General features: G+C 69.8%; 14 protein-coding genes and 1 riboswitch. Of the genes, 9 read left to right on the top strand and 5 right to left on the bottom strand.

What is annotated here, in order from left to right; translation table 11 throughout:
• A partial coding sequence (locus tag HMPREF3086_RS09640; protein ID WP_246830950.1) for a DUF3017 domain-containing protein occupies positions 1 to 304 on the top strand: 304 nt, incomplete at its 5' end.
• Between the two features lie 351 nt (positions 305 to 655).
• Here HMPREF3086_RS09640 and HMPREF3086_RS09635 read toward each other — a convergent pair.
• The 4 genes from HMPREF3086_RS09635 to HMPREF3086_RS09620 all read right to left on the bottom strand — a co-directional run bounded on the left by HMPREF3086_RS09635 (position 656) and on the right by HMPREF3086_RS09620 (position 4,900).
• Positions 656 to 1,585, bottom strand: coding sequence for a type IV toxin-antitoxin system AbiEi family antitoxin domain-containing protein (locus HMPREF3086_RS09635; RefSeq protein ID WP_070721574.1), 930 nt, complete (start codon positions 1,583 to 1,585; stop codon positions 656 to 658).
• Between the two features lie 331 nt (positions 1,586 to 1,916).
• Positions 1,917 to 2,390 carry a hypothetical protein gene (locus HMPREF3086_RS09630; RefSeq protein ID WP_061914007.1) on the bottom strand — a complete coding sequence of 158 codons (474 nt, stop codon included), beginning with the start codon at positions 2,388 to 2,390 and terminating at the stop codon, positions 1,917 to 1,919.
• Positions 2,387 to 3,556 (bottom strand): homoserine O-acetyltransferase MetX, encoded by a 1,170-nt coding sequence (locus tag HMPREF3086_RS09625; RefSeq protein ID WP_061914009.1) that lies wholly within the window; start codon positions 3,554 to 3,556, stop codon positions 2,387 to 2,389. Before HMPREF3086_RS09625 ends, HMPREF3086_RS09630 begins: the two co-directional genes overlap by 4 nt.
• Positions 3,557 to 3,565: 9 nt before the next feature.
• Complete coding sequence (locus HMPREF3086_RS09620) at positions 3,566 to 4,900, bottom strand: O-acetylhomoserine aminocarboxypropyltransferase/cysteine synthase family protein (RefSeq protein WP_063935667.1); 1,335 nt, start codon at positions 4,898 to 4,900, stop codon at positions 3,566 to 3,568.
• 54 nt (positions 4,901 to 4,954) lie between these two features.
• A riboswitch (SAM riboswitch) is annotated at positions 4,955 to 5,071 on the bottom strand.
• A gap of 159 nt (positions 5,072 to 5,230) precedes the next feature.
• Here HMPREF3086_RS09620 and HMPREF3086_RS09615 point away from each other — a divergent pair.
• From HMPREF3086_RS09615 to trpS, 8 genes are all read left to right on the top strand, one after another.
• Positions 5,231 to 6,454, top strand: coding sequence for an NADP-dependent isocitrate dehydrogenase (locus HMPREF3086_RS09615; RefSeq protein ID WP_070721572.1), 1,224 nt, complete (start codon positions 5,231 to 5,233; stop codon positions 6,452 to 6,454).
• A 115-nt stretch (positions 6,455 to 6,569) separates the two neighbouring features.
• Positions 6,570 to 7,442 carry a bile acid:sodium symporter family protein gene (locus HMPREF3086_RS09610; protein WP_070721570.1) on the top strand — a complete coding sequence of 291 codons (873 nt, stop codon included), beginning with the start codon at positions 6,570 to 6,572 and terminating at the stop codon, positions 7,440 to 7,442.
• Positions 7,443 to 7,601: 159 nt separating this feature from the next.
• Complete coding sequence (locus HMPREF3086_RS09605; RefSeq protein WP_371412151.1) at positions 7,602 to 8,795, top strand: MFS transporter; 1,194 nt, start codon at positions 7,602 to 7,604, stop codon at positions 8,793 to 8,795.
• A gap of 77 nt (positions 8,796 to 8,872) precedes the next feature.
• Positions 8,873 to 9,544 (top strand): hypothetical protein, encoded by a 672-nt coding sequence (locus tag HMPREF3086_RS19280; RefSeq protein WP_061914017.1) that lies wholly within the window; start codon positions 8,873 to 8,875, stop codon positions 9,542 to 9,544.
• 187 nt (positions 9,545 to 9,731) lie between these two features.
• Entirely contained in the window at positions 9,732 to 10,643 is a 912-nt protein-coding gene (locus tag HMPREF3086_RS09595; protein WP_007628550.1) for an ImmA/IrrE family metallo-endopeptidase, read from the top strand.
• A 116-nt stretch (positions 10,644 to 10,759) separates the two neighbouring features.
• Entirely contained in the window at positions 10,760 to 11,614 is an 855-nt protein-coding gene (locus HMPREF3086_RS09590) for an exodeoxyribonuclease III (RefSeq protein WP_083324381.1), read from the top strand.
• Positions 11,615 to 11,715: 101 nt separating this feature from the next.
• Positions 11,716 to 12,189, top strand: coding sequence for a PPOX class F420-dependent oxidoreductase (locus HMPREF3086_RS09585; protein WP_061914021.1), 474 nt, complete (start codon positions 11,716 to 11,718; stop codon positions 12,187 to 12,189).
• A gap of 65 nt (positions 12,190 to 12,254) precedes the next feature.
• On the top strand, positions 12,255 to 13,337 hold the full coding sequence (gene trpS / locus HMPREF3086_RS09580) for a tryptophan--tRNA ligase (protein ID WP_061228105.1): 1,083 nt from the start codon (positions 12,255 to 12,257) through the stop codon (positions 13,335 to 13,337).
• A 65-nt stretch (positions 13,338 to 13,402) separates the two neighbouring features.
• On the opposite strand, the gene HMPREF3086_RS09575 is transcribed toward trpS, so the two are convergent.
• Positions 13,403 to 13,929: DUF4440 domain-containing protein (locus HMPREF3086_RS09575; RefSeq protein WP_371441662.1), on the bottom strand; the 527-nt coding region annotated here is incomplete at its 5' end.

The raw sequence follows: 13,929 nt of genomic DNA, 5'->3' as shown, positions 1-13,929 counted from the left end.
GCCCCGCCGGACGCGCCCCGCGCGCCTGACGTGGGCGCAGGTGCGTGCGCAGTGGCCGCTCGCGCTCGTGCTGGCGGGGGTCGTCGTTGCGCTGGGCTTCGTCATCCTCGAACGCTGGCGCAGGGGCGCGTTTCTGCTGGGGCTGGTTGCGCTGGCGGCGGCGACCCTGCGCGCGGTGCTCCCGGACGAGCGGGCGCGGCTGCTCGGGGTACGCGGCAAGAAGTTCGACGTGGCGTTCTACGTCGGGATCGGGGCCGTCATCCTGTGGCTGGCCACGTCCGTCGACTCGCTCGGTACCGGCTGATCCTCCGGGTCGTGCACGGCGGGGGTGCTATGCCCCGCGGGGTTGCGGTGTCCGGCGCGGTTGCCGGGCTCGCCGCAGCCTCCGCGCTTGGCCGTGCTGTGGCGCTCGGTGCGGTTGCTGGGCTCGCGGCAGCCTCCGCGCGCGGTCGCCGCTCCGCTGACGTCGGCGACACCTATCGAATCGCGCGCCACCTATCCGACCGCGCGCCACCTATGGGGCCCCGTAGGCGGCGCATAGTCGGATAGGCGGCGCTAGCTCTGGGGGTGCGCCCGGCGGCTTCTGCCCGGTGGTTGCACCCGGTTGGGAGGGCCCGGGCCACAGCCGCTGGCGGGTCCGCCGGATCGGCCTCGATCACGCAGCGGCTGCAAAGAGCACACGCTTGATCCGCGCAGCCAGCACATGCGGTTCGTGCAGATCGCGCCACCGCCAGTGGAGGACCCGATAACCGAGGGCCATCAGTTCGGCGTCGCGGTCCTTCTCCATACCCAGGCGGCGCCGTGCCTCTCCGGGGCTCAGCCCGTCGAAGTACTTGCCGAAACCGTCGCACTCTCCGATCACGCCGTACTCCCGCCACAAGAAGTCCACACGGGCGACCCGAACGCCTCGAGAGGTGAAGACGTCCACCTGAGGCTCGGGCTCCGGTAGGCCGAAGTCGTGGAAGGTCAGCCGGCTGAGGCTCTCTGCCACGCTCTTGCTCCTCCCGTCGACGACACTCAGCGACTGCCGTGCACGTCTGATCCCGCGACGACCCGCGGATCTGCGCAGAGACTCGTCGAGCGCGTCCCTGGTGACGATCTCCCCGTACAACGCCGCGTCGGCGACCGCCACGGAAGCGTCTCTGGGCGTCGAGATCGCGATGTCGGTGACCGTTCGTGCCGGGGTGGTGACCCGCAATCCATTGACCGTCATCACCTCATCGGACAGGCCGGGCGCGGTGCGGAAGGTCGTCAGACTGGTTGTGCGGGACCGCGGCGTCGGGCCGTCCTCGCACACCGCGACCCTGCGCAGCGGAAGACCCCAGTCCGGAAGCCCGTGGAGGAGGGCCGCGGATGAGTGGGAGAAGACCGGCGCGTCGAGTGCGGCGTCCGCGGCCAGAATCGACAAGAGGTGGCGCTCGCGCCTTCCGAGGTCACGCGCTCGCCCTTCGACGTAGAACCCGGGCCTGAGTCGGATCAGATCGCCGGACTTCACCGCGCGGTTGATGCTCTGACTCGTGATTCCGCGGGCGAGTAGCTGATCGGAGGTGACCAGCAGGGAGATCAGGTCGTCTGGTGTGTTCATGGGCCCGATCATCTGGGCCCAGACACCGGGAAATCGGCTCAGCACCGCCTTACGCGGCCTAGCTGTGGAGAGCGCCGGGCCTGCGGACGGACGTGTACGCGTGCTGGACTTCCCGGGCTGAGCAGCACGCATCGTGCCGCGCGCGGGTCATGGATGGACGATCTCGCACGACGGCACGTCATTGCATCGCAGGTCACCTATCGGGATGCGCGCCGCCTAGGGGTTCCCTTGGGCGGCGCTCGATCCGATGGGCGGCGTTGCGACCTGACGGCACGAAGCGCGTAGGCGAGTTGTGCGGCTCGCCGGGGGACCGCGTCGGCGGGGGAGTGGGTCAGCGGAGCCGGAGGGGGACGCCCTCGCGGACATGATCGCGAACCCCGTCCGACGCGATGAGAGATCCCATTGCGACCAGGGCGAGCAACGAGAACACGGTGCCGACCACCGAGATGAACGTGAGGCTGTCCAGCACCGTCCGGGCGAGTGAGCTGAGCGTCAGCAGGCCCACGCCGGCGCTGATCACCACCAGCGACGCACGGTGCGCCCGCCACAGCAGGACCGCGCCGACGAGAAGCAGCAGCCCCAGGACCAGCGAGGAGACGGCTGAGACGAACAGGGGCCCGAATCCGGCGGTACCGCTGCCTCCGCTCGCGGTGGCGGCCAGGCCGAGCACGGTGGCGAAACCGATGGCCACGCCGATGATCCCCAGGCCGGCCGCCAGTCCGGTCAGCAGCATCGCGGCGGGGCGGGGGGTCTGGTCCCGTTCGGAGGCGTGATGCGGGTGATCGTGGTGGTCCGGGCCAGTCACGCGTGCCCCCGCGTCTTCTCGGCGGTTCCCTGCTCGGCGAGTTCCAGGGTGCGCGCGAGCATCGGGCCGACCACGTCCGCCTCGGTGAGGAACCCGTCGTGTCCGGCGGGACTGTCGATGACGACCAGCGGGTCCGCCCCGGGGAGGAGAGCGGCGAGCTCCTCCTGCTGACGCAGCGGATAGAGCCGGTCGGTGGTGACGCCGCCGATGACGCAGGGAACCGGACACGAGCGCAGTGCCTCCTCGACGCCGCCGCGCTCGAGGCCCACGTCATGACGGTTCAACGCGTCCGTGAGCAGCACGTACGTGCAGGCGTCGAAGCGGGAGACGAGCTTGCCGGCCTGGTGGTCGAGGTACGACTGCACGGCGAAGCGGCCCGACATGGACAGGTCCTCGCCGCGGGGATCCTCCCCGGGCTGGGGACGGTTGGCGAAGCGCTCGTCCAGCTCCACCTCGCCCCGGTAGGACAGGTGGGCGATGCGGCGGGCGATGCCGAGTCCTGTCACGGGTGTGCGCCCGGTGCCGTGGTACCCGCCCTGCTGCCAGTGCGGGTCTGAGGTGACGGCCATGATCTGCGCGGTCTGGATACCGATCTGATCGGCCGACGCCCGGGCGCCGACCGCCAGTACGCACGCGGCGCGGACGCGGTCCGGGTGGGAGACCATCCACTCCAGGGCGCGGGCCCCGCCCATGGATCCGCCGATCACGGCGGCCCAGCGCTCGATGCCCAGCAGATCGGCCAGAACGCGCTCGGACTCGACCATGTCCCGCACCGAGACGGCGGGGAACCGGGCTCCCCAGTAGTGGCCGTCGGGGTGTAGCGAACTGGGGCCGGTCGACCCCCGGCAGCCACCCAGGACGTTGACCGACAGTACGCAGTAGCGATCGGTGTCCAGCGGCAGACCGGGCCCGACGAGCCCGTTCCACCATCCCGGGGTGGGGTGCAGCGAGTCGACCGGTCCCACGACGTGCGAGTCACCGGTGAGCGCGTGCTCGACCAGCACGACGTTAGAGCGGTCCTCTGCGATCCGCCCCCATCGCTGGACGGCGAGCGTCACCCCCGGGAGGACGACACCGGTGACTAATGTGATGTCGCCGATGGCGACATGGCCGAGGGTGCCGTCACCCGGGGGCAACAGCGCGAGCGGATCGGAAGAGCTGACCATGGGATCGGGTCAGGAGATCGCGGCGAAACCGAGCTCGAGGTCGGCGATGAGGTCCTCGACGGACTCGATGCCCACCGAGAGGCGGATGGTCGCCCACGTGACACCCGCGATCGCGTTGGCCTCGGGGGTGCCCTGTGAGTGGGTCGTCGTGGCCGGGTGGGACACCAGCGACCGCACGTCGCCGATGTTCACCAGGCACGAGTGCAGCTTGAGGGCGTCGATGAACGTCCACGCGCGCTGCTTGACCTCCTCGTCCGACGCGCCGTCGGGGACGACGATGTCGAACGTCACGATCGCGCCGGCGCCCTTCGGGGAGATCTTCTTCTGCAGCTCGTTGTACGGCGACGACGCGAGGCCGGCGTACTGCACCTTGGCGACGTCCTCGCGGGCCTCGAGCCACTCGGCGATGCGCTGCGCGTTGGACACGTGGCGCTCGATCCGCAGGCTCAGGGTGTCGATGCCCTGGGCGAGGGTCCACGCGTTGAACGGGGACGCGGCCGCACCGGTGTCCCGCAGGAGGGTGACGCGGGCCTTGAGCGCGAGCGCGGGCGCTCCGAGGTCGGCGTAGACCAGCCCGTGGTACGCCGGGTCGGGGGTCGTGAAGGACGGGAAGACGTCCTCACCGTTTCGCTGCACACGCCAGTCGAACTTGCCGCCGTCCACGAGCACTCCACCCAGGGACGAGCCGTGGCCACCGAGGTACTTGGTCGCCGAGGCCACCACGACGTCGGCTCCCAGCTCGAGCGGACGGATCAGGTAGGGGGTCGCCACCGTGTTGTCGATGACCAACGGCACCTGGTTGTCGTGCGCCACCTCGGCGATCGCCGGGATGTCGAGGATGTCGTTGAGCGGGTTCGAGATGGACTCCGCGAAGAACAGCTTGGTGTTGGGGCGCACCGCCGCCTGCCACGAGGCGGGGTCGTCCGGGTTCTCGACGAAAGTGGTCTCGATGCCGTACTTGGGCAGGGTGTGCCGCAGCAGGGTGTCCGTGCCGCCGTAGAGGCGCGGGGAGGACACGACGTGGCCGCCGGACTGGGCGATGGCCTGGATGGCGGCGGTCTCGGCCGCCTGACCGGACGCGAACAGCAGACCCGCGACGCCGCCCTCCAGAGAGGCGATGCGGTCCTCGACCGCCGCCACCGTCGGGTTGGTGATACGGGTGTAGATGGGGCCCATCTCTGCGAGGGCGAACCGGTCGGCCGCCTGCTTGGCGTCGGCGAAGACGTACGAGGTGGTCTGGTAGATCGGCAGGTTCCTGGCGCCGGTGTCGGAGTCGACGGGCTGCCCGGCATGGATCTGGCGGGTCTCGAAGGCCCAGTCAGGGTTGCTGTTGTCGTAGGTCATAGGGGCGGAGCCCCTCCTTTCGTCAGAAGGGTCCGGCCGCTTCGTCAGACAGCGGACCCGCGCTTGCCCGTCCACCCGGTCGGGTGGTGGCCAGGTCGTCTCCCGGGGCACCCCACCGCGGTGGAGGGTTGCCGTCCAGCGAGCCGGGGCTTCGCGCTGGAACTCATGACCTGGGGGTCAGGCTAGCCTAAGCCTCTCCGCGGCTGCAACGAGGGGCCACCTCGCCCCTGCGGACCCTCCGGGTGTCCCGGATCAGTAACATGAGACGCACGTCACGATGTTCACCGACAGCGCCGGTCTCACGAGGTCCGGGCGGGGAAAGAGGGACCGATGTCGAAGATCAAGGTCGAGGGGACGGTCGTCGAACTCGACGGCGACGAGATGACGCGCATCATCTGGAAGTTCATCAAAGACGAACTGATCCATCCCTACCTGGACGTGAACCTCGAGTACTACGACCTCGGGATCTACAGTCGTGACGCCACCGACGACCAGATCACCGTCGACGCGGCCAACGCGATCAAGAAGCACGGCGTCGGCGTCAAGTGCGCGACCATCACGCCCGACGAGGCCCGCGTGGAGGAGTTCGGGCTCAAGCGCATGTACCGCTCGCCGAACGGCACGATCCGCAACATCCTCGGCGGTACCATCTTCCGCGCCCCGATCATCATCTCCAACGTCCCCCGTCTCGTGCCGGGCTGGACCAAACCGATCATCGTCGGCCGTCACGCCTTCGGGGACCAGTACCGCGCCACCGACTTCAAGGCCCCGGGGGCGGGCAAGGTCACCATCACCTTCACGCCGGCCGACGGGTCCGAGCCGATCGAGCACGAGGTGGTGGACCTGCCCGAGGAGGGCGGCGTGGTGATGGGTATGTACAACTTCAACAAGTCCATCGAGGACTTCGCGCGCGCCTCGTTCAACTACGGCCTGGACCGCGGCTACCCGGTGTACCTGTCCACCAAGAACACCATCCTCAAGGCCTACGACGGCGCCTTCAAGGACATCTTCCAGGACGTCTTCGACCGCGAGTTCAAGGAGAAGTTCGAGGAGGCGGGCCTGACCTACGAGCACCGGCTCATCGACGACATGGTGGCGTCCTCGCTGAAGTGGGAGGGCGGCTACGTATGGGCGTGTAAGAACTACGACGGCGACGTTCAGTCCGACACCGTGGCACAGGGCTTCGGCTCACTCGGCCTGATGACCTCGGTCCTGCTCACCCCGGACGGGAAAACCTGCGAGGCCGAGGCCGCCCACGGCACCGTGACCCGCCACTTCCGCCGGCATCAACAGGGCGAGCCGACCTCCACCAATCCGATCGCCTCGATCTTCGCGTGGACCCGCGGCCTCGAGCACCGCGGCAAGCTCGACAACACCCCCGAGGTGATCGAGTTCGCCCACCAGCTCGAGGACGTCGTGATCAACACCGTCGAGGGTGGTCAGATGACCAAGGACCTCGCCGTGCTCGTCGGAGACGACCAGGGGTACCTCAATACCGAGGATTTTCTCGCCGCGCTGGACGAGAACCTAAAGCGCACCCGCGCCGGCTCCTGATCCAGGCTGAATCGACGCGCGGGTCCACCGCCCGCGGCGGGATGGGCTACGGTCAACCGGACAGTGGTCCACTTCACAGTGTGGCCGTCCCTGCCCCTTGGCCCCAGGAGTTTCCGTGGACCAGAGCCCCCTGATCGACGTCGGTCTGCCGATCGCCCTGGCCATCATCATGGTCGGGATCGGTCTGAGTCTGACGCGGGAGGACTTCGCGGTCCAGGCTCGATCGCCGCGGGCCACGATCGTCGGCCTGGTCGGCCAACTCGTCCTGGTGCCGCTGGTGGGCGTCGGGGTCGCCCTCCTCTTCGACCTCACGCCGATGCTCGCGCTCGGGGTGGTCTTGGTGGCGGCGACGCCCGGCGGGGCCACGTCCAACCTCATCACCTACCTGGCCCGCGGGAACGTGGCACTATCGGTGATCCTCACCGCGATCACGTCCGTGGCGGTCATCCTCACCCTGCCGCTGTGGTTCGACCTCGGCGTCCGGTTCATCCCGGGCGCGGCGGACTCTGAGGTGAGCGTCCCGCTGGCCCAGACCTTCGGATTGCTGCTGGGTGTCATCCTCATCCCGGTGGCGATCGGCATGGTGCTACGGGCGAAGGCCCCGTCGCTGGCCGCGCGCATCGAGCGGTTCGTAGGGGTGGTGGGTCTCGTCGTGCTGGTGGCGCTGATCGTGGGCATCATGCTGGGGGAGCGGGACCGGATCGTCGACCTGGTCGCCACCGTGGGCCCGGCGGTGATCGTCCTCAACATCGCGTTCATCGTCCTCGGCGGACTCCTCGCGTGGGTGTGCCGACTGGGCCGCGCCGAGCAGATCGCCGTCGCGGTGGAGTTCGGCATCAAGAACACGACCCTGACGATGCTCATCGCCTTCACGGTGATCGGCGACGAGGAGGTCGGTCTCGCCGCCGCCGTCTACAGCATCGTCATGTACGTCACATCGTTCCTCGTGGTCTTCGCCGGGCGGCGCCTCATGCGTACCGCCCCCTGAGAGGGTGATGCGGCGAGACCACCCGGTCGGTCGGCGTAGCCTGCTCCGGTGACCACGCGCCCCGACCCCGCCGCCGAACCCGGCGCAGACCTGTCCGTCCAGCCCGGCGCCGCAGGTCCCGCGTCTGCCACCGCGGCGCCCTCGCCCACCCGCCGGAGGGTGACGGCGGCGCCCGCGCCCACCCGCCGGAGGGTGACGGCGGCGATTCTCGCGCTCGCGCTGGGCGGGTTCGGCATCGGCGTCACCGAGTTCGCCGCGATGGGTCTGCTGCGCTCGATCGCGGACGGGTTCGGGCTCACCGAGCCACAGGCCGGCAACGTCATCACCGCCTACGCGCTCGGCGTGGTGGTGGGCGCACCGCTGCTCACCGTGTGGACGTCGCGGTGGCGCCGACGCACGCTGCTGCTGGTGCTCATGGCCCTGTTCACCGTCGGCAACGTGGCGGCGGCCTTCGCGCCGACCGCGGAACTGCTGGTGGCGGCCCGCTTCGTCGCCGGCATCCCGCACGGCGCGTACTTCGGGGTCGCCTCGCTGGTCGCGGCGTCCCTCGCTGGGCCGGGCAGACAGGCGCGGGCCGTGTCCCAGGTGCTGCTGGGCCTGTCGGTCGCGAACGTGATCGGTGTCCCGGCCGCGACCTGGCTCGGGGAGTCGATCGGGTGGCAGTCGGCCTTCCTCGCGGTCGGGGTGATCGGCGCACTGACCGTGGCGGCCATCCTCGTCGTCGTCCCCGAACCCACCGGCACGGTGGTCGTGCGCGCCCGCGAGGAGCTGGCCGCCCTGGCGCGGCCACAGATCCTCGCCACGCTCGCAGTGGGCTGCGTGGGCTTCGGCGGGATGTTCGCGATCTACACCTATATCCAGTGGACGATGGTCGACGTCGCCGGGATCGACCGCGCGTGGATGCCCGCCGTCCTGGCCGTCTACGGGCTGGGCATGGTGGCCGGCAACATCGTGGGCGGGATCGTCGCCGACCGCGACCTCGACCGGGGCCTCGTCGGCATCGCCGCAGTGATGACGCTCGTACTGGCGGGGTTCGCGCTCGCCGCGCATCACCCCGTGACCGCGGTGATCGGTCTGTTCCTCGTGGGGACCACGGGCTCGGCGCTCGTGCCCGGGCTGCAGTCGAGGCTCATGCGGCACGCCGGCCGCGGGCAGACGCTGGCCGCCGCGCTCAACCACTCGGCACTCAATGCCGCCAACGCGCTCGGCGCCTGGCTCGGCGGGGTCGTGATCGCGTTCGGGTGGGGTTACACCTCGCCCGCCCTCGCCGGTGCCGCGCTGGCGGCGCTCGGGCTGGCGATCCTCGTCGTGGCCGTGCGGTCGGTGCGCAAGGGAGAAACCGCGGCGCCCTGAAATGTCGTAGCCGTCTGAGAAGGTGCGGGCACGCGGCCGGGACAACCGGCTTTCGTCACCACACCGAGAGGCTGACCATGGGGAATGCAGCGCAAGCCACGCCCGGGCGTCCGGCGTCGAAGGAGATCCTCGGACGCCTGGGAATCTCGGAGCGAGCTGTAGTCGAGGCGGTTCGAGACGGTCTCGCCGAAGGGCTCGCCCTCGATCCCGCGGCGCCGAAGATCGCTCCGGGTTTCTACGCTTGGGCAGGGACGGTCGCGTCGATCCGGCGCCACCTGGCGACCGACGGCTGGAAGCTGGCGGACAAGCAGAATCTGCCCACGATCGTGTCGCCGGACGGGCGTGTGCGCCTCATCGTGGCGAGCGGCGACTCGGGTACCGGTGACCCCGAGGCGATTCCGTCGACGTCCAACCCGAAGGGGCGTGCTGTGGAAGAACACGTCCGATCGAACGATCCCGGGCGGCATCAGCAGATCCAACTGGCTCTGGACATAGACGTGGAGTCGAACCGAGACGGAGCGGGTGCGTGTCAGACGTGGATGCTTCTGTACCGGCACGACATCGGGACGCAGGCGAGCGTTGCTGAGGTGTCGCTCCCGCTGGATATCGAGGGTGGCAAGGTGACCCGGTGGGGCGACCGTGCAATCATCGATACCCCCATGCAGTTCTCGGCCATGGAAGTGAGGGCGACCGATGTCTCCGCGTTCGACGACGTCGACTTCGAGATCCACGCCGCAGGAGAAGGCTGATGGATCCAGGCTGGCCCTCGCCCGGGTACGCGCCGGTCTGACCCGGCGAGAACTGGCGGACGTGGTGGGAGTCGCGGGGTCGACGGTTCGGACATGGGAGGCCACGGGCGTTCCGGTGGGGCGATTGGGCGCCCTTTCGGCAGCGACAGGGGTATCGCGGGCCTTTCTCGAGCTGGACGAGCCGGACGTGCTTGAGCCGGATTTGATTTACTTTCGATCGCGTCGGTCGGCGTCGTCGTCGACGCGAGCTGCGGCAGCGGGGGACGGGCTCGTCGGAATCGAGTTCTACAGCGCGCTCGCGAGGCGCCTGACATTGCCCCGGGTTGATGTGCCGGTGTTGTCCGAGGTGGGCGATCCGGAAGAGGCCGCACGAGTGCTGCGGTCGGCATGGACGTTGGGTCCGGGACCCCTGCCGAATCTGGTGCAGCTCGCGGAGGCGCACGGGGTGCGAGTGATGGGCCTGCAGGGACGGTCCGCCGACGTCGATGCCTTCAGCCTGTGGCGTGACGGCCGTCCATACGTCTTCCTCTCCCGCCTGAAAACCCCGGAGCGATCGCGATTCGACCTCGCCCACGAACTCGGCCATCTCGTTCTCCACGCACATGAGCCATATCCCACGGCCGAGTGCGAAAAAGAGGCCGATGCGTTCGCGTCCGAGCTTCTCCTCCCGACGCTCACGCTGCAGAGCGAGGGACTGCCAGAGGTGGGACTGGACCCGCTCATCGCCGGGAAGCTCAGATGGGGTGTGTCCGCGATGGCGTACGTCTCGGGCCTTCGGCGGGCCGGGGTGGTGGGGGATTCCTCGATCACCAAGATGTTCCGCGATCTCTCGGCGAGGGGCTTCCGACGTGCGGAACCGGGCTCGTCGATGCCGTGGCCCCGATCCAAGGTGTTCGACGCCGCCAGGGAGATCCTGGGGCGGTCGATCGTGGAGGATCTCGCAGCCGAGACCGGACTCTCGCCTGACGACATAAACACCCTCACCTTCGGCCAACTCCTTGCCGTGGCTCGACCTGGTGCTCCCTCCACTCCGGGCACGGAGCCGGATGAGGGCGATCGTCACGCGAGTGGGCTCCGGTTGGTCGTCGGGGGCGCTTAGCCCCGGTTTCCAGTGGGACGACGTCCGACACTGCCGCTGCACCGGTGCCCCGGGTTGGGTCCGGCGGTCGGAGGCGGCCTGATCCCGGCCCGGCCGTGTTGGAGGGGGTGGCTACGATGGCGGCCGTGAGTCTCACGGTCAGCACTGTCAACGTCAACGGGATCCGCGCCGCCGTGAAGCAGCGGTCGGAGACCAACCTCGGGTTCCTGCCGTGGTTGGAGAGCAGCGGGGCGGACGTCGTCGCCCTCCAGGAGGTGCGCGCGGACGAGGAGCAGACCCGCAAGGCGCTCGCGCCCGCGCTCGACGCGGGGTGGCATCTCATCGGATCGGCGTCTTCGATGAAGGGCCGCGCCGGGGTGGCGTTGCTGTCCCGCCAGGAGCCGTCGGACGTGTGCGTCGGTTACGGCGATCCGGAGTTCGCCGAGTCCGGCCGCTACATCGAGGCCGTCTACCCCGGCGCGGTCGACGGCGAGACCGTCACCGTGGCCAGCCTGTACCTGCCGCCGGGCTCGGCCAACACGCCCAAGCAGGATGAGAAGGACCGGTTCCTGAAGACGTTCCGGGGGTACCTCGCCGAGCGCGCCGCCGAGCTGAAGAGTCGCGACGGTCACGAGATGATCATCTGCGGGGATTGGAACATCGCCCACCGTGAAGAGGACCTGAAGAACCACAAGGGCAACCACAAGAGCTCCGGTTTCCTGCCGCACGAGCGGGAGTGGATGACCGACGTGTTCGCCGACGGCAGCGGGTGGACCGACATCGTGCGGCACCGCCGCCCCGACGAGGTGGGCCCGTACTCGTGGTGGAGCCAGCGTGGCAAGGCCTTCGACAACGACGCGGGCTGGCGCATCGACTACCAGGTGGTCTCCGACGGCCTCGTCGACCGCGCCGTCAAGGACTGGGTCGATCGCGCCGAGGCCTATGACATGCGGTGGTCCGACCACGCGCCGGTGACCGTCGTCTACGAGTGACGGCGCCGGGGCGACGAGGGTGACGACGACGAGGGCGTCCGCGCCGGGGCGGCCCGCGGTCGCGGATGCCGCGTGGCGGGTGGGCCCGTAGCCTCGGTCCCATGCCGAAGTACGCGACCGCTGAGCACCCTGATCGTGCGGGCCTCGAGGAGTTCCTGCGCTCGCGGCACCGCGCGATCCTCATCACCCGCAAGTCGTCGGGGGGCCTGCAGTCCTCACCGGTCACGTGCGGCGTGGACGCCGAGGGGCGGCTCACCGTGGCGACCTATCCGCAGCGGGCGAAGGTGCTCAACATCCGCCGGGACCCGGCGGTGAGCGTGTGCGTGCTCTCCGACGAGTTCAACGGCCCGTACGTCCACCTCGACGGCCGCGGGGAGATCATCGACCTGCCCGAGGCGGTCGAGCCGCTGGTCGACTACTTCCGCAGCGTCGCCGGCGAGCACGACGACTGGGAAGAGTATCGCGCCGCGATGGTGCGCCAGGGCAAGTGCCTCATCCGCGTGACGATCGACGACTGGGGCCCGATCGCGACCGGCGGTTTCCCGCCGGAAATGGCATCACGCTCGGTCGACTGACCCGTCCCATCGGCGGGCCGAGGGCGTCAACGGAGAGAACCCGGCAGCGTGGGATGATGATGGCCATGTCTGAGCCGTCCTCCTCCGCAACCCCCACGCCCGCCGCCGGGTCGGCAGAGGCGCAGGCGCCCGCCAAGCGCCAGCGTGTCCTGTCCGGCATCCAGCCCACCGCCGACTCGTACCACCTCGGCAACTACCTGGGCGCCGTGCGGCAGTGGGTCGAGCTGCAGGACGACTACGACGCCTACTACTTCATCCCGGACCTGCACGCGATCACCGTCAAGCAGGACCCCAAGGAGCTGCGCGAGCGGGTCTTCCGCGGCTGCGCGCAGCTGCTCGCGCTGGGCGTGGACCCCGCCCGTTCGGTGCTGTTCGTGCAGTCGCACGTGCCCGAGCATGCCGAGCTGTCGTGGGTGCTGAGCTGCATCACCGGCTACGGCGAGGCCGCGCGGATGACGCAGTTCAAGGACAAGGCCGCCAAGCAGGGCACGGACGGCACCACCGTGGGGCTGTTCACCTACCCGGTGCTCATGGCCGCCGACATCCTGCTCTACCGCCCGCACCTGGTGCCGGTGGGCGAGGACCAGCGCCAGCACCTCGAGCTGACCCGCGACCTGGCGATGCGGTTCAACTCCCGCTACAAGAAGACGTTCGTGGTGCCGGAGGGCAAGATCCTCGAGGGTTCGGCCAAGATCTACGACCTGCAGGACCCCACCGCCAAGATGAGCAAGTCCGGCGAGAACCCCAAGGGCGTCGTCAACCTGCTCGACGATCCCAAGGTTTCCGCCAAGCGCATCCGGAGCGCGGTCACCGACTCCGACGGGAACATCCGCTACGACCGCGAGATGAAGCCCGGCGTGTCCAACCTGCTGGCCATCCAGTCCGCCTTCACCGGGCGCGCGATCGCCGACATCGTCGCCGACTACCAGACCGCCGGAGCAGGCTACGGCGCGCTGAAGACCGACACGGCCGACGCCCTCGAGGCGTTCGTGACGCCGCTGCGTGGCCGGTTCGACGAGTTCATGTCCGACCGCGCCGAGCTCGAGCGGATTCTGGCGGACGGCGCGGAGAAGGCCCGCGCGGTCGCCGGCCCCGTCCTGTCGCAGGTCTATCAGGCCGTCGGATTCACCGCGCCCCGTCGGGGCTGAACCGGGCGTCGGCGCGGCCGCCGACCATACAACACCTGTAGCGCGGTCGACACGCCGACGCCGCCTCAGGCCTCGCGGGTGGCCTGCTGGTAGACCTGCTTCCAGTCACCGCCGAACCGCTGCCACAGCGAGCTGCCCAGCGAGACCTCGCCCCCGGGAGCGGTGGCGCGCCACAGCACGAGAACCGCGTCGTCGCCGAGGCGTCGGGTCTCGACCACCTCGAGTTCGACGTCCTCGACGGACCCGTCCGTGTCGCCGAGCTGGCGGCGGGTCCGGGTGCGGCCCGCGGCGTCCACCTGCCGCCACCGCACGTCGAGCAGTCGCGTGAGAGTGCGGCGGTCCCGGCGGACGGCGTCGGTCAGCAGGGAGCGTTCCAGGTCGACGACGAGGTCCTCGATCCCCGGGCCGGCGGCGGAGGGAGAACTCCCTTCCTCGTCCGCGGGACCGGCCGGGGTGTTCGCGTCCAGGGAGAACAGGTCGGGCTCGGACTCGGCCGCTGACCTCGTCGTCGTCCCGCTCGTCCCCGATCCTCCCGCGGACGGCGATCGCCGGGCGGCGCCCCCCGCGGCGGGCGGGGGAACGGCCGGGTCCT

This window comes from Dietzia sp. HMSC21D01, from assembly GCF_001815995.1.
Lineage (GTDB): Bacteria > Actinomycetota > Actinomycetes > Mycobacteriales > Mycobacteriaceae > Dietzia > Dietzia cinnamea.
Note: the sequence above shows the minus strand (reverse complement) of the source record. Positions and strands in the feature narration are given on the sequence as shown.

Coding starts and splice junctions, on each gene's coding strand:
- HMPREF3086_RS09590 (WP_083324381.1), top strand. CDS start 10,760: ATGGCGGCCGTGAGTCTCACGGTCAGCACTGTCAACGTCAACGGGATC.
- trpS (WP_061228105.1), top strand. CDS start 12,255: ATGTCTGAGCCGTCCTCCTCCGCAACCCCCACGCCCGCCGCCGGGTCG.
- HMPREF3086_RS19280 (WP_061914017.1), top strand. CDS start 8,873: ATGGGGAATGCAGCGCAAGCCACGCCCGGGCGTCCGGCGTCGAAGGAG.
- HMPREF3086_RS09625 (WP_061914009.1), bottom strand. CDS start 3,556: ATGGTCAGCTCTTCCGATCCGCTCGCGCTGTTGCCCCCGGGTGACGGC.
- HMPREF3086_RS09635 (WP_070721574.1), bottom strand. CDS start 1,585: ATGAACACACCAGACGACCTGATCTCCCTGCTGGTCACCTCCGATCAG.
- HMPREF3086_RS09585 (WP_061914021.1), top strand. CDS start 11,716: ATGCCGAAGTACGCGACCGCTGAGCACCCTGATCGTGCGGGCCTCGAG.
- HMPREF3086_RS09620 (WP_063935667.1), bottom strand. CDS start 4,900: ATGACCTACGACAACAGCAACCCTGACTGGGCCTTCGAGACCCGCCAG.
- HMPREF3086_RS09615 (WP_070721572.1), top strand. CDS start 5,231: ATGTCGAAGATCAAGGTCGAGGGGACGGTCGTCGAACTCGACGGCGAC.